Below are 20,513 nucleotides of genomic sequence, written 5' to 3' on the forward strand. Positions count from 1 at the left end.
TGGATGCATGGTCACTCCTTCGGCATTTCAAAACCGTAGCGACGCATGACGTCCTGCGCGGTCGGCGTCGCCACGTAATGGTAGAAGGCACGGGCGGCGGGCGGCGCATCGCGCAGCAGCACCATGCGCTGGGCCAGTTTCCGATGCCAGCTTTCGGGTATCAGCGCGAAATCTCCAAGTCCGCCCACCTGGGGCGCCATGGCCAGCGACAACGCGATGATCCCGCCCTGAGCCGAACCGGAAGTCGCGAACTGGGCCGCCTGCGAGATGTTTTCGCCCAGCACCAGACGCGGTTCGATGTCGGCCCACAGCCCGGCATGCAGCAGCGCCTCTTTCGCGCGCGCACCGTACGGCGCATGTTCCGGGTTGGCTATCGCGAACTTCTTCAGTCGCCCGTCGCGCAGTGCAAGCGCCAGATCCTTCAGTTCGCCGTCGGCCTTCAGAGGCGAGCCCTTCGGCACCATCAAGCCGATCCGCCCGTAAGCGTATAGTCGGCCGCGGTCCTGCGTAAGCCCCAGTTCGGCGAGCTTGAACACGAAATCTTCGTCCGCCGACATGAATAGATGAAACGGTGCGCCCTGCCGGATCTGCGAGAAGAAGTTGCCGGACGACCCGAACACGAGACGCAGCTTGTGGCCGGTGTCGCGCTCGAAGCGCACCGCAAGCTCTTCGATGGCAAACTTCAGATCGGACGCCGCCGCCACGGTGGGCGGTTCGGCCGCGCGCGCAAACGACGCGACGGACCAGGCAACGACGCACAGCAGCAGGATTCGGTGGATCAAGCGAACAGGTTTCACGGGCGACGCGTCTCCGAACGGTTCGATATATATTCGTATGGATATCGTTCGCTGAGTATAACGAGTACCGTACGCCGTGCAGGATCTTCCATGCATCACTCTGACTGAAGTTCGTCCATCGACAGCGATGGACCGCGATCAACGATGAACACAAACGCTGCGCCCGACACAGCCGAACACAGCACGCGGTTCCGCGTGCAGATCAAGCACGCGGTCGCGATCGGCCCCGGCAAGGCAGACGTGTTGCAGGGCATCGCCGCGACGGGCTCACTGGCTGAAACCGGACGCCGGCTCGGCATGAGTTACCAGCGCATCTGGTCGCTGGTCGACGCCATGAACAAGGACTTCATCGAACCGCTGGTCACCAAGCAGCGCGGCGGCGCGGCGGGCGGCGGTGCCCGGCTCACGGCAACCGGCGAACAGGTGCTCGCGCTCTACCGCGCGATCGAGGAGGACGCGCGCATCGCCGCGGCGCGCCGCCTGCCCGAACTGGTGGCACTGATCCGGCCGGGCGCAGGCCCGCGCGAGCAGACCTGAAACGCCAGACCGGAATCGACGCGTAGCTTGTGATGCAGCGAAAACCGGGTCAGGCCGTGCTCGGGTCCACGGTCCAGCGGCGCGACACATTGCCCAGGCTGCCGACGCTTTCCAGATGCACCGGAAAACCCCACAGCCGGGCTACATGCTTGAGCACTTCGTAGGCGTTGTCGTGCAAAGGGCGCTCGTTGTGCTGCGTGTGGCGCAGCATCAGCGAGCGGTCGCCGCGCAGATTGACCGACCACACCTGGATGTTCGGCTCGCGCGAGCCCAGATCGTACTGGCGCGACATGGCTTCGCGCAGGCTGCGGTAACCCGCCTCGTCATGGATGGCCGACACTTCCAGCGTCGGATCCACCTCGTCGTCAACGATGGAAAACAGCCGGAAATTGCGCATGACACGCGGCGACAGATACTGGCCGATGAAACTTTCGTCCTTGAAATTGCGCATCGCGTGGTCGAGCGTTTCCAGCCAGTCGCGGCCGGCGATGTCCGGAAACCAGTAACGGTCTTCGTCGGTCGGCGCCTCGCAGATGCGCTTGATGTCGCTGTACATCGCAAAACCCAGCGCGTACGGATTCATGCCGCTGTAGGCCGGGTGATCGACCGGCGGCTGGAACACCACATTGGTGTGCGACTTCAACCACTCGATCATGATGCCGTCTTCGAGATAGCCGTCGTCGTACATCGTGTTCAGGAGGTGGTGGTGCCAGAACGTCGCCCAGCCTTCGTTCATCACCTGGGTCTGGCGTTGCGGGTAGAAATACTGCGCAATCTTGCGCACGATGCGCACGATTTCGCGCTGCCAGGGTTCGAGCAGCGGCGCGTTCTTCTCGATGAAATACAGCAGGTTTTCCTGCGGATCGGCCGGAAAGCGCGCCTGTTCCTTTTCTCCGGCGTCCTTGCCCGACTTCGGCGGCAGGGTGCGCCAGATTTCATTCACCTGCTGCTGCGCGTAGGCCTCGCGGTCTTTCGCGCGCTCCAGTTCCTGGGTCAGGCTCAGCTTGCCCGGGCGACGGTAGCGATCGACGCCGTAATTCATCAGCGCATGGCAGCTGTCGAGCAGCAGTTCGACCGCATCGACACCGTGCCGCTCCTCGCAGGCCGCGACGTAGTTCTTTGCGTAGACAAGGTAATCGACGATCGAGCCCGCGTCGGTCCACATGCGGAACAGGTAGTTGCCCTTGAAGAAGCTGTTGTGCCCATAGGCGGCGTGCGCGATCACGAGGGCCTGCATGGCCATCGTGTTCTCTTCCATCAGATAGCTGATGCAAGGGTTGCTGTTGATGACGATCTCGTAGGCCAGCCCCATCTGGCCGCGCCGGTAGTTCTTTTCGGTGCTGATGAACTCCTTGCCGTAGCTCCAGTGCCGGTAATTGACCGGCATGCCGACCGACGCGTAGGCGTCCATCATCTGTTCGGCGGTGATGATTTCCAGCTGGTTCGGATAAGTGTCGAGGCTGAAGCGCTCGGCGGTCGCGCGGATTACCGCGTGATACTGATCGATCAGGTCGAAGGTCCAGTCGCTCGGACCGGGCAGCGTCTGCGCAGGTCGATCAGTGGGCGGCAGCGGCACGCGCAGCGGCGGGCGCGGGCGGCGACCGCCGTACTCGTCGGGCGTGGCCGCCTGACCGACATGCCGGCGATTGAAGGTATCGCTCATTTTGCCGCCCCTTCCTTCCTGAACAGGTCGCGGAACACCGGGTAGATCTGGTCGACCTCGCTCGCCTTGCGCATTGCGAACGTATCGGACGCTTCGGCCAGCGAGGCGTACTCGTGCCACAGGTTCTGTTCCTGTTCGACCACCTGGATGTAGGCGAAGTAACGGCACAGCGGCAGGATGCCGTGTTCCAGCAACTGGCGGCAGCGCGGACTGTCGTCGTGCCAGTTGTCGCCGTCGCTGGCCTGCGCGCCGTAGACGTTCCACTCGTTGCGCGGATAGCGCGCGCGGATGATTTCTTCCATCAGCACGAGCGCGCTCGACACCACGGTGCCGCCGGTTTCGGTGGCGTGGAAGAAGTCGTGCTCGTCCACCTCCTGCGCCTGTGTGTGATGGCGGATGAACACGATGTCGATCTTTTCGTAGTGCCGTGTCAGGAACAGATAGAGCAGGATGAAGAAGCGCTTGGCCAGGTCCTTGCGCGCCTCGTCCATCGAGCCGGACACGTCCATCACGCAGAACATGACCGCCTTGGCCGTCGGCACCGGCGTGCGCACCCGGCTGCGATAGCGCAGGTCTATCGGGTCGAGGTAGGGAATGCGGTCGATGCGAGCGCGCAGCGCCGCAATGTCAGTTTCAAGTTGTTCGATTTCGTGCAGCCGCTCGGCGCTGACCGGCTGGGCGCGCAATTCGACCAGCAGGTCTTCGAGCCGGTGCAGTTCGCGCCGCGATTCGCTGCCGAGCGCAATGCGCCGGCCGATGGCGCCGCGCATCGAGCGCACGACATGCAGGTTGTTCGGTGTGCCGTCGCTGGAAAAGCCGGCACGGTGCGTCTTGTATTCCGGCGTGTCGGCCAGCGTGGTACGGATCAGGTTGGGCAGCGCGAGGTCATCGAAGAAGACCTGCATGAACTCTTCCTTCGACAGGTGGAAAACGAAGTCGTCCTCACCGCCGCCGGCGTCGCTGGCCTGCCCGGAGCCACCCTGCCCGCCCTTGGGCCGCTCGATGCGGTCGCCACGCACGAAGTCCTTGTTGCCCGGATGCACCATTTCGCGCTTGCCGCCCTGGCCGTGACCGAACACCGGCTCGCTGATGTCGCGCCGAGGGATGTGGATGTCCTCGCCCTGCGCGATGTCGCGGATGCCGCGCCCTTCCACGGCCCGGCGCACCGCCTCGCGGATCTGCTCCTTGTGGCGGCGCAGGAAGCGTTCGCGGTTGCCGATGGATTTGTTCTTGCCGGCCAGCCGTCGATCAATGATCTGCTGCAAGATGTGTTCTCCGAGCCGTCAGTCGATCCGACTTCTACGTCCTTGCCTGTGCGCTGGCGCCCTCACGAGCTCTTGCGCACACGCAGGTACCACTCGCACAGTAGTCTGACCTGCTTCGAGGTGTAGCCCTTGTCCACCATGCGGGTGACGAAGTCTTCGTGCTTCTTGGCGTCGTCGGCGCTCGCCTTGGCATTGAAGCTGATCACCGGCAGCAGTTCTTCGGTGTTGGAGAACATCTTCTTCTCGATCACCGTGCGCAGCTTTTCGTAACTGCTCCACACCGGATTCTTGCCGCCGTTGTTGGCCCGCGCACGCAACACGAAATTGACGATTTCGTTGCGGAAATCCTTCGGGTTGCTGATGCCGGCCGGCTTTTCGATCTTTTCCAGCTCGGCGTTCAGCGACGCGCGGTCGAACACCTCGCCGGTGTCAGTGTCGCGGTACTCGCTGTCCTGAATCCAGTAGTCGGCGTAGGTGACGTAGCGGTCGAAAATGTTCTGGCCGTACTCGCTGTAGCTTTCCAGGTAGGCGGTCTGGATTTCCTTGCCGATGAATTCGGCGTAGCGCGGCGACAGGTGTTCCTTGATGAACGAAATGTACTTCTGCTCGACATCCTGCGGAAACTGTTCGCGTTCGATCTGCTGCTCGAGCACGTACATCAGGTGCACCGGATTGGCGGCGACCTCAGTCGAATCGAAGTTGAACACCTTGGAAATGATCTTGAACGCGAAGCGCGTGGATACGCCGCTCATGCCTTCGTCCACGCCCGCGTAGTCGCGGTATTCCTGATAGCTCTTGGCGCGCGGATCGGTGTCCTTCAGGTTTTCGCCGTCGTACACCTGCATCTTGGAATACAGGCTGGAATTTTCCGGTTCCTTCAAGCGGGTCAGCGTGGCGAACTGCGCCATCATCTTCAGCGTGCCCGGGGCGCAGATGGCTTCGGCCAGCGACGAGCCGCGCAGCAGCTTTTCGTAGATCTTCACCTCTTCGGACACGCGCAGGCAGTACGGCACCTTGACGATGTAGATGCGGTCGAGGAAGGCTTCGTTGTTCTTGTTGTTGCGGAAGGCTTTCCATTCGCTCTCGTTCGAGTGCGCCAGCACCACACCGTCGAACGGGATGGCTCCGAAACCTTCGGTGCCCTTGAAGTTGCCTTCCTGGGTCGCGGTCAGCAGCGGATGCAGCACCTTGATCGGCGCCTTGAACATTTCGACGAATTCGAGCAGACCCTGATTGGCCAGGCACAGGCCGCCGGAAAAGCTGTAGGCATCCGGATCGTCCTGCGCGAAGGTTTCCAGCTTGCGGATGTCCACCTTGCCGACCAGGCTCGAAATGTCCTGGTTGTTTTCGTCGCCCGGCTCGGTCTTGGCGATGCCGACCTGCTTGAGTACCGACGGGTAACGCTTGACCACGCGGAACTTGCGGATGTCGCCACCGAATTCTTCCAGCCGCTTGACCGCCCAGGGCGACAGGATGCGATTGAGGTAGCGGCGCGGGATGCCGTATTCCTTCTCCAGGATGGCAGCGTCTTCGGTCGCATCGAACAGTCCGAGCGGCGAATCATTCACCGGCGAACCCTTGATCGCATAGAACGGCACTTCCTGCATCAGCGACTTCAGCCGCTCGGCGATCGACGACTTGCCGCCACCCACCGGCCCCAGCAGATAGAGGATCTGCTTCTTCTCTTCCAGCCCCTGGGCGGCGTGGCGGAAGTAGCTCACGACCTGCTCGATCGCGTCTTCCATGCCGTAGAACTCGGCGAAGGCCGGATAGATCTTGATCACCTTGTTGGCAAACAGCCGCGACAGCCGCGGATCGTTGCGGGTATCCACCGTCTGCGGTTCGCCGATCGCCTTCAGCATGCGCTCGGCCGCGCTGGCGTAGCTCAGCGGGTCGCGTTTGCACTCCGCCAGATACTCTTCCAGCGAAAGTTCTTCCTCACGCGTGCGTTCGTAGCGTGCGGCGAAATGACTGACGATGTCCATGTTGATCTCCACAATCCGTTGACCTGCAAAACACCTGTTGCCCGGCACGCGCAGCCTGCGGCGCACTATCGTTCGCCCTGCTTTCAGCTTGGTCTACGGCAGCGCATACGCAAAGTTCGATAAACACCGCAATCACCATTCTGATCCGATTGAACGCCAGTGCCGCGCAACGCCGGAACACCTGATGAGTCGATGTCGCGACGCCCTCTAAGTTCCCGGTACGGGCGGCCCGATCGACGCGCGACACACTTCCTCTTTCACACGGTTGACGCGCCGGCAATCCAGACCGTTGACCGGTGTTCAGCAAGTAGCGGTCCAGTTCGCAACGGATATCCGGCAAGTTTGCAGATGGCTGCTCCGGATGACCGGGTGGCGGAGTCGGAGACAGCCTCGCAGCACGCCGCTTGCAGGCGGAAGTTGCCACGACCGACCACCGGGGAGACGTATCCGGCGCTTGTTGCGGCTTGCGCTGCATCTCGCTTCGCCATGCACTGACAGCGCCCGGATATGCACCATCAAGGTGCCTGACGGAAGTCCGACCGATGCCGCAGCGCGCGATTCGCTCCGCCCGGATTACTGTATAGAATCACAGCATCCCGTGCAGTCCATTCATTCGTGCCGATGCACCATGCCAGCCCCACCCGTCGAATACGCCGAACTGCATTGCCTGAGCCACTTCACCTTCCTGCGCGGCGCCTCCGCCCCGGACGAACTGGTGACGCGCGCTGCGGGGCTGGGCTATGCGGCGCTGGCCATCACCGACGAATGTTCGCTGGCCGGCGCCGCACGCGCTCACCTGGCCTGGCGCAACCTGCCCGAACCGCGGATGAAACTGATCATCGGCTGCGAAGTGCAACTGGCCGACGGGCCGAAGCTGGTCCTGCTGGCCTGCGACCGCGACGGTTACGGCAACCTGTCGGAACTGATCACGCTCGGTCGCATGCGGGCAGAGAAAGGCCGCTACCAGCTGAGCTGCGCCGATCTCGACGACGGCCTGCCCGGCTGCATCGCGCTGCTGGTGCCTGGCACTGCGCTGCCCGACACGGACGCTGCGCTGTCGGCGCACGCCGGCTGGCTCAAGCAGCGCTTCGCCGAACGTGCCTGGCTGGCCGTCGAACTGCACCACGGTCCGGACGACGCCACGCGGCTGTACCGGCTGCAGGCCATCGGTGCCGCCAGCGGGCTGCCGCTGTGCGCCGCCGGCGACGTGCACATGCATGTGCGCAAACGCCGCCGCCTGCAGGACACGATGACCGCGATACGGCTCGGGCGCACGCTGGCCGACTGTGGCTACGCGCTGTACGCCAACGGCGAGCGCCACCTGCGTCTGCCGCACAAGCTGGCCGGTATCTACCCCGCAGCGCTGCGGGCCGAAACCCTGAAGGTGGCGGCATGCTGCCGGTTCTCGCTCGACGAACTGCGCTACGAATACCCGGAGGAAATCGCGCCGCCCGGCCACACGACGACCTCCTGGCTGCGCGAGCTGACCGAGCGCGGCTACGTCGAGCGCTGTGCGCAGATCCGCGGCATCGTTGCGCTGGACGCCGCCACCTTCGCGCGCAAGGCACAGGAGATGCGCGAACAGATCGAGGTCGAACTCGCGCTGATCGCCGAGCTGGGGTACGAGCCCTACTTCCTGACCGTCTACGACATCGTCGCCTGGGCCCGCGCGCAAGGCATCCTGTGCCAGGGCCGCGGGTCGGCCGCGAATTCGGCCGTGTGCTACTGCATCGGCGTGACCGAAGTCGACCCTTGGCGCGCCAACATGCTGTTCGGCCGCTTCATTTCGCGCGAACGCAACGAGGCGCCGGACATCGACGTCGACTTCGAACACGAGCGGCGCGAAGAGGTCATCCAGTACATCTATGGCAAGTACGGCCGCGACCGTGCCGCCCTGGCCGCCAGCCTGACCACCTACCGGCCGCGCTCGGCGCTGCGCGATGTCGGCCGCGCACTCGGCTACACCGACGATGCACTCGACCGGCTCACGCAGGGCCACATGTGGTGGGACGGCGGCCGCGTACGCGAAGACCGCCTGCTCGAAGCCGGCTTCCGGCCCGAAGCGCCGCGCGTGCAGTTGCTGCTCGAACTGTCGAACGAACTGATCGGCGCCCCGCGCCACCTGTCGCAGCACGTCGGCGGCTTCGTCATCGCACGCGGCCGGCTCTCAAGGCTGGTGCCGATCGAAAACGCACGCATGGCCGGGCGCTGCGTCATCCAGTGGGACAAGGACGACCTCGAAGCGCTCGGCCTGATGAAGGTGGACGTGCTGGCGCTGGGCATGCTGACCGCCATCCGCAAGTCGCTTGACGCACTGGCAGTGTTTGAAGACGGGGTTCCGGCCGCGGCAGGAAAAGCCCCGCGCACCCTGGCCGATATTCCGCCCGAAGACCCGGCGACCTACGACATGCTGTGCCGCGGCGAGTCGACCGGCGTGTTCCAGGTCGAGTCGCGCGCGCAGATGAACATGCTGCCGCGACTGCGGCCGCGCCGTTACTACGATCTGGTGATCCAGGTCGCCATCGTGCGGCCGGGGCCGATACAGGGCGGCATGGTGCATCCCTATCTGGCGCGCCGCCACCTGCCACCGGAACGCATCGACTATCCGTCGGACGCGCTGCGCCCGGTGCTCGAACGCACCTTGGGCGTGCCCATCTTCCAGGAACAGGTGATGCAGCTGGCCATGGTCGCTGCCGGTTTCACCGCCGGCGAAGCCGACCAGATGCGCCGTTCGATGGCGGCCTGGCGGCAGCGCGGCACGATGGAAAAATTCCAGCAGAAGCTGACCGACGGCCTGCTGAAGAACGGCTACACGCCGGAATTCGCCGAGCAGATCTACCGCCAGATCGAAGGTTTTTCCGGTTATGGCTTCCCGGAATCGCACGCCGCAAGCTTTGCGCTGCTGGTGTACATCTCCTCCTGGCTCAAGTGCCACCACCCGGCCGCCTTCCTGTGCGGCCTGCTGAACAGCCAGCCCATGGGTTTCTACGCGCCGGCGCAACTGATCGCCGATGCGGGTGCACACGGTGTCGACATCAGGCCGGCCGATGTATCGGTCAGCGGCTGGGACTGCGTGCTCGAAGCAGAAACGCACAACGCGTTACCGGGCGTGCGTCTGGGCCTGCGCATGATCAAGGGGATGGAGCAGGACTCGGTGCGGCGCATCGTGGCGGCGCGCGCACAGGCGCCGTTGTCGAATGTCGACGACCTGACCCGCCGCGCCCGGCTGGACCGCCGGCAGCTCGGTTGTCTGGCCAGCGGTGGCGCGCTGCAGTCACTGGCCGGCAACCGTCACCAGGCGCACTGGCAGGCCGCCGCGCGCCGGCCCGACGCGCTGCTGCGCGACGCGCCGGTGAACGAGACGATACTGGCGCTGGCCGCACCGCGCGAAGGCGAGGACATCGTGGCCGACTATGCCAGCCTGGGCTTCACGCTGGGCCGCCACCCACTGGCGCTGCTGCGCAGCCAGCTCGCCGCGCAGCGCTTCATCACTGCGGCCGAACTGCGCCGCCTGCCCGACCGCGCACTGGCGCGCGCCGCCGGCATCGTCACCTGCCGCCAGCGTCCCGGTACGGCCAGCGGCGTCATGTTCGTCACCGTCGAAGACGAAACCGGGCTGGCCAACATCATCGTGCACAAGGACCTGCAGGAGAGGCAGCGCAGCGAAGTGCTCGGCGCCACACTGCTCGGCATCTACGGCCAGGTGTCGCGCGAAGGCGAGGTGATCCACCTGATCGCCCGTCGGCTGGTCGACCGCTCGCCGCTGCTCGGCGCATTGACGCCGCGCAGCCGGGACTTTCACTGACGTCAGCGGTCGTCCGCATGGGCATCGCAACAGCGCGACGTCCTGACGCAAAATTGAAACAATCGGATGCGATGGTGCGAGGTTGTTCACCCGAATCGCAGCCGATGGCATGAGCCCACCCCGCTCAGGCGCATAACAACAATACCTGCATCCTTCACATGAGTACGCCACCGCCGTCGAGCACAGTCCCTGACGAATCAAAGCCGGTCGGACCCCGAAACTGGCGAAAGGAAATCGGCGCGGGCGTGACCGTTGCGGCCGGATCAATCCCGAACGAACTTAGCTACGGCCTGCTCGCCATGGCGCCTCTGGGTCTGGCGATGGAAGGACGCGGCATTCTCGCGGCCATGCTCGCGGGCATGCTGGGCACGCTGGTCGCCCTGTCACTGGGCAGCCGGGTCGGACAGATACACGGCGCACGACCGGCGCTGGCGCTCATCGTGTCGGCCCTGATCGGACATACGCTGATCAAGGCCAACTGGCTGCCCGGCATACCGCATCAGGACGGCGCACTCATCCTGATGGGCCTGGCTCTCGCCGGCGCCGCCCTGCTGCAGCTGACGACCGCAGCCGCCGGCTGGGGTCGCTTCGTGCGCTACATCCCCTATCCGGTACAGGCCGGGTTCTTCAACGGCGTCGCGCTGCTGATGCTGCTCGGCGGGCTGAAGCTGGTTTTCATGCAGGGCGGCACCTGGCACCTGTCATCCGGCCCGGCGCTGGTGGCGGCGGTCATCGTGCTGCCCGGCTTCGTGCTGCAGCAACGCTGGCCGGAGCGGCCTTTCCTGCCCGTGCTGCTGTGTGTCGGCGCATTGCTGCATCACGCACTGGCTTCACGCGGCATGGCGATGGGCCTGACACTGGGCACACTGGCCGACACCCGGCTCAGCTTCGACCACCTGCTGCACCTGCCCGATGCATTGGCGCTGCACGGCCCGGGCGACTGGCTTCGCGTGCTCGGTGGCTCATGCGTGGCCATCGCGCTGGTGTCGGCACTGGAAACCCTGTTTGCTGCCAACCGGCTCGACACGCTGACTCACAGCCGGCACGACACCCGGCGCGAACTTGCTGCAATCGGTGGTGCCAATCTCGCCCTCGCCGCGGCCGGCGCCCTGCCGGCCGCGGGTGCCGTATCGCGCGCCAATGCGGCCTATTCGGCGGGCGGCCGGACGCGGGTTCCGGCGCTGTGCTACGCCCTGCTGATTGCATTGCTGTGGCTGTTCGGCCTCGACATGCTGGCCATGCTTCCACACTCGACCATCGGCGCCGGTCTGGTGCTGCTGTCCGCCGGCGTGGCCGATCGCTGGAGCGTTGATGCGGTACGTGACTGCCTGCGCGGCCGATCGCTGCCGGAACGGCGTCTGATGTCGAATCTGGCCGTCAGCGCCCTGGTCACGCTGGTGGCGGCGTTCGTCGGTCTGCTGGAGGCGGTGTCGGCCGGACTGGTGGGCGCCATGTTCCTCTTCGCACGCGATCACAGCAAAAGCATCGTGCGACGCGTCGCCGACGGTTCGGTCGCGTCCAGCCTGCAGGTCAGGCCGGCCTGGCAGCAGATCAGGCTGGCGTCGCAATCGACGCGCTACGCACTGGTCGAGCTTGAAGGATTGTTGTTTTTCGGCACTGCCGAGGAACTCGAAGAAGTCATCGAAACGCGCCTGGCGGACGCCCGCTTCATCGTGCTCGATTGTTCCCGCCTGATCGACATCGACCTGTCGGCCGCGCAGGTACTGTCGCGCATGGCGACGCGGCTGCGTATCCGTCACACACGGCTCGCACTGGCCGGCCTCGATCCGGCCGGTGCGCGGGCGACCTTTCTTGCCAGCAGCGGCCTGGCGCAGGGTCTGCCGCGCAAGCGATGGTTCGCCAACGCCGACGCAGCGCTCGAATGGGCGGAAAACCAGGTGCTGGACTCGGGTATGGCAACCCGCCGACTCGACTCGGCCACGACGCTGCGTCATCTCGATCTGTGCGCCGGCATGAGCGCGGACCAGGCCGCCACGCTGGAGCGCCTGATGCGGCGCGGGCTTTACGTGCGCGGAGACGTGCTGTTCAACGCCGGCGACGCCAGCGATGCCATGTATGTGCTGCAGGCGGGCAGTGTCAGCATCCTGCGCGCCGGCGCCGCCGACGCGCCGCGGATACGCATCGCCTGCCTCAGCGCCGGTCTGGTGGTCGGGGAAATGGGCCTGATCGAAAATCAGCCGCGCACGGCAGATGCGATCGCCGACACGACGGTTGAATGTCTGGTGCTGGAACGCACCGCACTCGAACAGTTGCAGATACAGCATCCGCAGATTGCCAATCTGCTTTACGCCAATCTGGCACGCACACTGGCGCAGCGGCTGCGCGACACGACGATACGGCTGCACGGCTACATGAGACCGCACTGAGCGCCGACACGATGCGATGACGTTACAGCTGCGTCTGGCTCTAGCGTGCCGGAAACACCAGCAGCGCGTCACCGATGTCGAAGATGAGCACGATGTCGACCTCGGGGCGGACTGCTGCCGCCTGCAGCGTGTCGGACCAGTTGCGGAAGAAAACCGCCTTGTCGGGGGCGCAAGACCAGCTGCAAAGCGCCGCGTGCGCGCGATCGGGTGACCGGCACAGATAGTCGCCGGTACCGCTGTGCGTCAGCGCGAAGCCGAGGAAGCAGGCTTCGGCCGGCACATCGAGCAGGTGCTTGAGCTGCGCGACCCCCGAACCCTCAGCCGGACAGTCCGGGGCGGTCGCGGCGTCTGCGGCAATCGGTCTGGTTGCATACCTTTTCATGTCGCTCCTCCATCAACCCGATCGTCATACTAGCAAGGGCCATCGGGAGGCGGAAGATGCCCGGGCAATCAGAGGTCGCGCGTGACCGCCTGCCAGCGCAGGCGGCGGGCGTGCGCATGGCGGGCGCGCAGGCGCGGGTCGGATGCCACGATGCTCAGCGTTTCGCCGACCACCATGATGACGCCGAGCACCGGCAGCACCAGCAGCAGACCGGCCACACCGGCGACCGCACCGCCGACGAAAATCATCAGCACGGTGATCAGCGGATGCATGCGCAGACTGCGGCCGATGGTCAGCGGCATGAAGATGAAGTCGTCGAGCAGGCGCACCAGGATGAACAGGCCGATCGATGCGTAAGCGATCGACGGCGAACCGGGAAAATCGGTTGCAGCCACCATGACCACCAGCGCGCAGCCGATGACCGAGCCGACAAACGGAATCCACGCCAGCACCGCCGTGATGATGCCCAGCGTCAGGGGCGACGACAGTCCGATGACCCACAACCCGGCCGCCAGACAGACTGCATCGAGCACGGTGAGCTTGACCAGCCCCTGGAAGTAAGCGCGCGTCGTGCGGTCGACCTCGTACAGCAGATGCAGCGTGCGCTCGAAGTAGGCGTTGGGTACCGCGCGCGCCAGGAAGCGCTGGAAGCGGCGGCCATCACGCAGGAAGAAATAGGCGAGGAAAGGTGCGAGCAGCATGGACGGCAGCCAGGCGGCGACCGACATCATCAGCGATGGCAACCGGTTCTGGGCAAAGCCCTCGCCGGCCACCGCAATGTAGGACGACACGGCGTCGGCCACATGCGCATCGCGCATGAAACGGGACTGTTGCTCCAGCGCACGCAGTGTCTGGTCGAGCAGCAGCAGCCCCCCCTGCAGATAGCGCATGCCGGTTTCCTGCACGCCGACCGCCTGCGCGGCAAAACGCGGCAGCATGAACGCAAAGGCGCCGACCAGCAGCAGCGCGAACACGCCCACCGTGATGTTGGCAGCCGATTCCTGCGACAGGCCGGCGAACATCAGCCGCTGCATCGGATATGCGAGAAAGTAGTAGGCGATGAGCCCGAACAGGAAGGGCAGCACCAGCCACAGCACCTGCTGGAACAGATAGAGCGCCAGCGTGGTGGCCAGCAGGATGCCGCACCAGGCAAGCGGCCCGGCGCCGGATGGTCGCAGCCGCCTCATGCCAGCGCGCTCACAGATGACCGTCCTGCCGCTGCCCGGCATTGGCCTGGCGCAGCCGGCTGCCGAGATGACGCGCCAGCGACAGCGCAATCTTCGACGCGATCTTCGGGTGGGTTTCCAGCAGGTTCATGAAGTCGGCGCGGAAAAACACGACCAGCATGCAGTCGGCCGTGGCGCGGGCCTGCGCTGCGCGGGGTGCCTGATCGAGCAGCGCCAGTTCGCCGAACACCTCGCCGGCGGCCAGAACCGCCAGACGCTGCTGGCGCCCGCCGTCATGACGCAGAATTTCGACTTCGCCGGACACGATGGCGTAGATCGCCTCGCCGTCATCACCTTCGTCGAACACCACCTCGCCCGCGAGGTAGTTGCGCTCGTGGCGCAGCGCCTGCACCACCGGCATTTCGCGCCGGCTCAAGGTCGAAAACAGCTTGATCTGGCGCAGCGGATGCGGCGCTTCGTGTGCATCATGGCGGCCAAACAAGCGCACGTCGGACTCCGTCGGGTGGGGCGTGGATATCAACGCCGCAGCATACCGAGTTTTGTGCGCGCAAAAGTACGCCGGGTGCGGAATTCCCCCTATCCTTGCCGGTCTCAGGCACGGCCATAACGATAATTACAGACATGACATCCCGACTGCTGCACTGGATTGACCTCAACATCCTGTCGCTCGGGCGCGACATGCGCCTCTCGTACCTGCCGCCGTTGATGGTCTACATGGCGGCCGGCATCCAGGGCCTGACCGGCATCGTCGGCACCTTCTTCGTCAAGGATTACCTCGGACTGTCGGCGGAGTTTCTTGCCGCATTGGGCTTCTGGGTCGGCATCCCGTGGGCGCTGAAAATTCCGATGGGCCATCTGGTCGATCTGGTATGGCGCTACAAGAGCCTGCTGATCTATCTGGGCGCCGGCATCATCGCCGCCAGCCTGCTGATCATGGCTGGACTGATCGCCGAACGCGACGCGATGGCAGCCATCCTGCCGATCAACACCTGGTTCGTGCTGAGCGCGCTGTTGAGCCCGATCGGCTACGTGCTGCAGGACGCGGTGGCCGACGCGATGACGGTCGAGGCGGTGCCGCATGTCGAGGAAGACGGCACGCCGGTCACGCCCGAACGCCTGAAGCTGATGCACACCACGATGCAGACCCTCGGCCGGGTCGCCATCATCGGCGGCAGCGTGCTGGTGGCACTGGTGAACCTCTATCTGTTTTCCGGCAGCGAAGCGCTGCCGGAAGCCGAAAAGGTGCTGCTGTATCGCGACATCTATCTGATGGCGCTGGTCATTCCGGCGGTATCGGTGGCCGGCGTCGCCTTTGCGGCGTTGCTCAGGATGCGTCACATGCGGGCACACATGGCGCGCGGTCTGTCGCGCGCCGAAGCAGCCGCGCTGCTGCGCGATCCGGACGGAAACACCCGACCCAACTGGTGGATCATCGGCGGCAGCGCAGCCTTCGTGGCCTTCACGCTGACGATGGGGCTGTCGAACCTGAAATGGAACCAGGAAATCATCTTCGTCGGTTCGTTCGTCATCATCGCTTTCCTGATGGCGAAGCTCACCCGCGAACTGGACACGACGGCACGCAACACGCTGATCGGCACCGCGCTGGTCATCTTCATGTTCCGCGCGACGCCAGGCACCGGGCCCGGCGTTTCCTGGTGGTCGATCGACGTGCTGGGCTTCGACCAGGCCTTCTTTTCGGTGCTGTCGCTGATCGCCAGTTCGCTGACGCTGATCGGCATGTTCCTGTTCCGCCGCTTCATGGCCGAGCGGTCCATCCTTTACGTCGTGGGCTTCCTGACCGCGGCCAGCTTCGTGCTGTCGATGCCCACGCTGGGCATGAGCATGGGCCTGCACGAGTGGACCGCCAGCGTGACAGGCGGTGTCGTCGACGCGCGCTTCATCGCGGTGATCGACACCGCGCTCGAATCGCCGCTGGGTCAGATTTCGATGATTCCAATGCTTGCCTGGATCGCCAATTCGGCACCGGCCCATCTGAAGGCGACCTTCTTCGCGGTGATGGCGTCCTTCACCAATCTGGCGCTGTCGGCCAGCCAGCTCGGCACCAAATATCTGAACCAGATCTTCACGCTGGCGCGCGAAGTGAAAGACCCGGCCACCGGTGCCGTGGTGACCGCCGCGAACTACAGCGATCTCACATCACTGCTGCTCACCGTGGTCGCCATCGCCGTGCTGATGCCCGTCAGCGCCATCCTGATCGCCCGCGCCCTGCACCTGCGCAGCGCATAGCGCGTTTCACCGGGTCTCGCGTCTGAGAGAGTTTCGGCGAACACCGCTGCCTTTCGTAGGAGCGGACCCCGTCCGCGATGCGCGCGCTGCTCATGCGCCATTACGTGTTCGGAGACCGGAATCGCCTGCGGGGGCGGCGCGGGGGTTTCGGCGAGCACCGCTCGCCGCCCGTGGAGCCGGTCGGCCATGCAGGGCCGACCGTGGGACGGCTCCTACGAACACTGCGACGCTGCTTGCCTTTCGTAGGAGCGGACCCTGTTCGGGGATCAGGGATCACAGGGACAGACACCTGCCAAAAAACGCTCAACTGACCGTCGCGGGCGCTCCGCCGGCGAAATCCACCCGGTGCGGCGACGCGAGGTATTCACGGGTGCGCATTTCGATCAGGCGGCTGACCGTGCGGGTGAATTCGTTGGCATTCGGGCCGTCGGTGTAAAGCAGATGCGCCTCGACTTCGGCCGACAGGATGAGCTTGACCCGGAAGTCATACAGCACGTCGACCAGCCAGGTGAAACGGCGCGCCTCGTTGGACTTTTCGCGACTCATCTTCGGCACATCGGACAGAACGACAGAGTGGAATCGCCGCGCCAGTTCGAGGTAGTCGTTCTGCGAGCGCGGGCCGCCGCAGATTTCCTGGAAGTCGAACCACACCGCGCCCAGCGAGCAGGCATGGGTCTTCAACGTGCGACCGAGAATGTCCAGCGTGCCGTCGGACGATGGCTCGCCGCACAGCTCGCGGAAATCCTCTTCCAGCCGACGGTCGGCGTCGGCGCCGTTGGGCACCATGTAGATGTCCATGCGTTCGAGCGATCGCAGCCGGTAATCGATGCCGGCATCGAGTTCGAACACCTCGAGCTTCTTCTTCAGCAGCTCGATCGTGGGCAGGAAGTTCTGCCGCTGGAGCCCGTTCGGGTACAGCCCGTCGGGCGGATAGTTGGACGTGGCGACCAGCACCACGCCACGCTCGAACAGTGCCTCGACCAGCCGGCCGAGCATCATCGCGTCGGCGATGTCGGATACGTGGAATTCGTCGAAACACAGCAGCCGGGCAGACTTCGCCAGATCGTCGGCCACCTTTGCCAACGGGTCGGCTTCCGACTTGTGCTGCTTCAGCGCCGCATGCACCTGCTGCATGAAGGCGTGGAAATGCACGCGTCTCTTGCGTCGATAGGGCACGGCATCGAAGAAACAATCCATCAGGAAACTCTTGCCGCGACCGACGCCGCCCCAGAAATAGACGCCACGCGGCGGTTGCGCGCGTGACAGCAGCTTGCGCAATTGGGTGCGGCGCGCCGCCTTGAAGCCGAGCAGTTCGGTGTAGAGCTGCTGCAGCCTCTCGGCGGCGGCGCGCTGTGACGCGTCAGCCTGATAGCCGTGCGTTTTGAGTGCCGCCTCGAAGGCGTCCATCATGCCCCATTCGGGCACCTGGAGTATTTCGTGCGACATCGCCCGGTGTCAGAAATGCAAAGGTCGCTTGTCGCAGGCCAGTGCCGCTTCGTGCATGACTTCCGACAATGTTGGGTGGGCATGGCAGATGCGTGCGATGTCTTCCGAGCAGGCACCGAACTCCATCGCCACCACAGCTTCAGCGATCAGCTCTGACGCGTTGTTGCCGATCACGTGTACGCCGAGGATGCGATCGGTTTCGGCGCAGGCGTACATGCGCACGAAACCGGTGGTGTCACCCTGCCCCAGCGCGCGGCCATTCGCCGCAAACGGAATCTGGCCCGCCTTGAATTCGATGCCGGCCGCCTTGAGCTGCGCCTCGGTCTTGCCGACCCAGGCGATTTCCGGATGGGTGTAGATGACCCAGGGCACGGTGTCGTGATTGACGTGGCCCTTCTGGCCGGCGATGCATTCGGCCACCATCACGCCCTCTTCCATGCCCTTGTGCGCCAGCATCGGGCCCGGCACGACGTCACCGACCGCCCATACGTTGGCAAGGTTGGTGCGGCACTGCTCATCGACCTCGATGAAACCGCGTTCGCTCACCTTCAGGCCCACCGCGTCAGCGTTGAGGCCATCGGTATTCGGGATGCGACCGACCGATACGATCAGGCGGTCGCACTCAAGCACCTTCTGCTCGTCCTTCAATTCGTACTCGACGCGCACGCCGTCGGCCGTGCGTTCGACCTTGCCGATTTTCGCGCCGAGCTTGATGCCGAGCTTCTGCTTCGCGGTGAAGGTTTTCCAGGCTTCCTTGGTGATGGCCGCATCGGCTGCCGAAAGAAAGTCCGGTGCGGCTTCGAGGATGGTCACCTCAGCGCCGAGCCGCTTCCATACACTGCCCAGTTCCAGCCCGATCACGCCGGCGCCGATGACGCCCAGACGCTTCGGCGCACCGTCAAACGCCAGCGCGCCCTCGTTGTCGCAGATCACCTCGTTGTCGACCGGAATGTCCGGCAGATGGCGTGCACGCGAGCCGGTCGCCACGACGACGTGCTTCGCCATCACGTGTTCGGTCTCACCGTTGCGCGTCACGGCGATCTTCCATTTTTCATCCTCGCGGCCGGCGAAACTGCCCAGACCGCTCAGCAGCGTCACCTTGTTCTTCTTGAACAGGCCGCGGATGCCGCTGGTCAGTTGATCGACGATGTTGTTCTTGCGCTTCATCATCACGCCGACGTCCATGCGCGGCGACTCGACCGAAATGCCGTGCATCACGAAGCTGTGGTTGGCCTGCTCGAACAGCTCCGACGACTGCAGCAGCGCCTTGGACGGAATGCAGCCCACGTTCAGGCAGGTACCGCCGAGCCGCACCTCGCCCTTGGGGTCGGCGTAACTGTTGTACTCGATACAGGCAGCATTCAGGCCCAGCTGGGCGGCGCGAATCGCTGCGACATATCCGCCGGGACCGGCACCGATCACGACGACATCAAATTCTTTGGACATCTACATTTGCTCCGCAAAAAACAGATCCTGGATTCAAGTATCAGGATGCAAGGGGAGGTCTCCACTTGCATCCTGCATCTTTAGCCTTGAATCGGGTTCACACGTCAAACAGCAGGCGGGCCGGATCTTCCAGCGCTTCCTTCATCGTCACCAAGCCGAGCACCGCCTCGCGACCGTCGATGATGCGGTGGTCGTAGGACATGGCGAGATAGTTGATCGGGCGGATCACCACCTGGCCGTTTTCGGCCACCGGCCGGTCCTTGGTCGCATGCACGCCCAGGATGGCCGACTGCGGCGGGTTGATGATGGGCGTCGACAGCATCGAGCCGAACACGCCGCCGTTGGAGATCGAGAACGTGCCGCCGGTCAGTTCTTCCATCGACAGCTTGCCGTCCTTGGCCTTCTGGCCGAATTCGGCGATCTTCATTTCGATGTCGGCAAAGCTCATCTGGTCGGCGTCGCGCAGGATGGGCACGACCAGACCACGCGGGCTGCCGACGGCGATGCCGATATCGAAGAAGCCGTGATAGACGATGTCATTGCCGTCGATCGACGCGTTCAGCAGCGGGAACTTGCGCAGCGCCTGCAGCGCAGCCTTCACGAAGAACGACATGAAGCCAAGCTTGACGCCATGCGTCTTCTCGAACTTCTCGGCGTACTTCTTGCGCAGCTCCATGACCGGCTGCATGTTCACTTCGTTGAACGTGGTCAGGATGGCGTTCTGCGACTGCGACTGCAGCAGGCGCTCGGCGACGCGGGCGCGCAGGCGCGACATCGGCACGCGCTGCTGCGGCCGGTCGGCCAGCAGCTCTTCGAGCCGGACCGGAACCGGCGGCTGCGGCAGTGCCGCGGCAGCCGGTGCCGGCGCAGCAGCGGCGCGCGGCGCGGCGGGTGCCGGTGCGGCTGCGGGCACTGCCGCACCGACGGCATCCGGCTTGGTGATGCGGCCACCGCGACCGGTGCCCTGCACATCACCGCCCGCCAGACCACGTTCGTCCATGATCTTGCGTGCGGCCGGGCTGGCCGGCGCCGACGAGGACGCGCTGGCGGTTGCCACCACGGCGGCGGCGGGAGCTGGCGCAGGCGCTGCCGCAGCAGCCGGTGCCACCGCAGCTGCCTTGCCTTCGGTGTCGATCTGCGCGATCAGCTCGCCGCTGGCAACGAGGGCGCCGTTCTGCTTGATGATGGCAACCAGTACGCCAGCGTCCGGCGCCGGGGTTTCCAGCACCACCTTGTCGGTTTCGATGTCGATCAGGTTTTCATCACGGGCGACCGCTTCGCCCACCTGTTTGTGCCAGCTGACCAGGGTGGCTTCGGCCACCGATTCGGACAGCTGCGGAACCTTCACTTCGATAAGCATTTGATC

General features: G+C 64.7%; 14 protein-coding genes. 4 read left to right on the forward strand and 10 right to left on the reverse strand.

Translation table 11 applies throughout. From position 1 onward, the window contains the following. Nucleotides 1-11: 11 nt before the first annotated feature. A complete protein-coding gene (gene modA, locus Q8R75_RS14425) occupies nucleotides 12-797 on the reverse strand; it encodes a molybdate ABC transporter substrate-binding protein (RefSeq protein WP_305614772.1) in 786 nt (261 codons plus the stop codon). 144 nt (nucleotides 798-941) lie between these two features. Here modA and Q8R75_RS14430 point away from each other — a divergent pair, with 144 nt between their 5' ends. Beyond that, entirely contained in the window at nucleotides 942-1,334 is a 393-nt protein-coding gene (locus tag Q8R75_RS14430; protein WP_305614773.1) for a LysR family transcriptional regulator, read from the forward strand. Between the two features lie 49 nt (nucleotides 1,335-1,383). Here the strand turns inward: Q8R75_RS14430 and Q8R75_RS14435 are convergent, their stop codons facing one another. The 3 genes from Q8R75_RS14435 to Q8R75_RS14445 all read right to left on the reverse strand — a co-directional run bounded on the left by Q8R75_RS14435 (nucleotide 1,384) and on the right by Q8R75_RS14445 (nucleotide 6,247). Further along, nucleotides 1,384-2,997 (reverse strand): SpoVR family protein, encoded by a 1,614-nt coding sequence (locus tag Q8R75_RS14435; protein ID WP_305614774.1) that lies wholly within the window; start codon nucleotides 2,995-2,997, stop codon nucleotides 1,384-1,386. Next, complete coding sequence (locus Q8R75_RS14440; RefSeq protein ID WP_305614775.1) at nucleotides 2,994-4,262, reverse strand: YeaH/YhbH family protein; 1,269 nt, start codon at nucleotides 4,260-4,262, stop codon at nucleotides 2,994-2,996. The genes Q8R75_RS14435 and Q8R75_RS14440 overlap by 4 nt, the downstream gene beginning before the upstream one ends. Nucleotides 4,263-4,324: 62 nt before the next feature. Next, on the reverse strand, nucleotides 4,325-6,247 hold the full coding sequence (locus Q8R75_RS14445) for a PrkA family serine protein kinase (protein ID WP_305614776.1): 1,923 nt from the start codon (nucleotides 6,245-6,247) through the stop codon (nucleotides 4,325-4,327). A 628-nt stretch (nucleotides 6,248-6,875) separates the two neighbouring features. Here Q8R75_RS14445 and Q8R75_RS14450 point away from each other — a divergent pair. Together Q8R75_RS14450 and Q8R75_RS14455 are read left to right on the forward strand one after the other, a co-directional pair. Beyond that, nucleotides 6,876-10,052 (forward strand): error-prone DNA polymerase, encoded by a 3,177-nt coding sequence (locus tag Q8R75_RS14450; protein ID WP_305663776.1) that lies wholly within the window; start codon nucleotides 6,876-6,878, stop codon nucleotides 10,050-10,052. Nucleotides 10,053-10,210: 158 nt separating this feature from the next. Continuing rightward, nucleotides 10,211-12,439, forward strand: coding sequence for a SulP family inorganic anion transporter (locus tag Q8R75_RS14455; protein WP_305626822.1), 2,229 nt, complete (start codon nucleotides 10,211-10,213; stop codon nucleotides 12,437-12,439). Nucleotides 12,440-12,479: 40 nt separating this feature from the next. On the opposite strand, the gene Q8R75_RS14460 is transcribed toward Q8R75_RS14455, so the two are convergent. The 3 genes from Q8R75_RS14460 to Q8R75_RS14470 all read right to left on the reverse strand — a co-directional run bounded on the left by Q8R75_RS14460 (nucleotide 12,480) and on the right by Q8R75_RS14470 (nucleotide 14,495). Further along, entirely contained in the window at nucleotides 12,480-12,821 is a 342-nt protein-coding gene (locus Q8R75_RS14460; protein WP_305614779.1) for a hypothetical protein, read from the reverse strand. Nucleotides 12,822-12,889: 68 nt separating this feature from the next. Then, nucleotides 12,890-14,008, reverse strand: a complete 1,119-nt coding sequence (locus Q8R75_RS14465) for an AI-2E family transporter (protein ID WP_305614780.1) — start codon at nucleotides 14,006-14,008, stop codon at nucleotides 12,890-12,892. A gap of 10 nt (nucleotides 14,009-14,018) precedes the next feature. Beyond that, complete coding sequence (locus Q8R75_RS14470) at nucleotides 14,019-14,495, reverse strand: cyclic nucleotide-binding domain-containing protein (protein ID WP_305614781.1); 477 nt, start codon at nucleotides 14,493-14,495, stop codon at nucleotides 14,019-14,021. A 134-nt stretch (nucleotides 14,496-14,629) separates the two neighbouring features. Here Q8R75_RS14470 and Q8R75_RS14475 point away from each other — a divergent pair, with 134 nt between their 5' ends. Beyond that, nucleotides 14,630-16,255, forward strand: a complete 1,626-nt coding sequence (locus Q8R75_RS14475) for a hypothetical protein (RefSeq protein WP_305614782.1) — start codon at nucleotides 14,630-14,632, stop codon at nucleotides 16,253-16,255. Nucleotides 16,256-16,558: 303 nt separating this feature from the next. Here Q8R75_RS14475 and zapE read toward each other — a convergent pair whose 3' ends face one another. The 3 genes from zapE to odhB form a co-directional block, all read right to left on the reverse strand. Then, entirely contained in the window at nucleotides 16,559-17,701 is a 1,143-nt protein-coding gene (gene zapE, locus Q8R75_RS14480; RefSeq protein ID WP_305614783.1) for a cell division protein ZapE, read from the reverse strand. Between the two features lie 9 nt (nucleotides 17,702-17,710). Beyond that, entirely contained in the window at nucleotides 17,711-19,147 is a 1,437-nt protein-coding gene (gene lpdA / locus Q8R75_RS14485; RefSeq protein WP_305626824.1) for a dihydrolipoyl dehydrogenase, read from the reverse strand. 97 nt (nucleotides 19,148-19,244) lie between these two features. Continuing rightward, complete coding sequence (gene odhB, locus Q8R75_RS14490) at nucleotides 19,245-20,507, reverse strand: 2-oxoglutarate dehydrogenase complex dihydrolipoyllysine-residue succinyltransferase (RefSeq protein WP_305626826.1); 1,263 nt, start codon at nucleotides 20,505-20,507, stop codon at nucleotides 19,245-19,247. Between the last annotated feature and the right edge of the window lie 6 nt (nucleotides 20,508-20,513).

This window comes from Methyloversatilis sp., from assembly GCF_030696805.1.
Lineage (GTDB): Bacteria > Pseudomonadota > Gammaproteobacteria > Burkholderiales > Rhodocyclaceae > Methyloversatilis.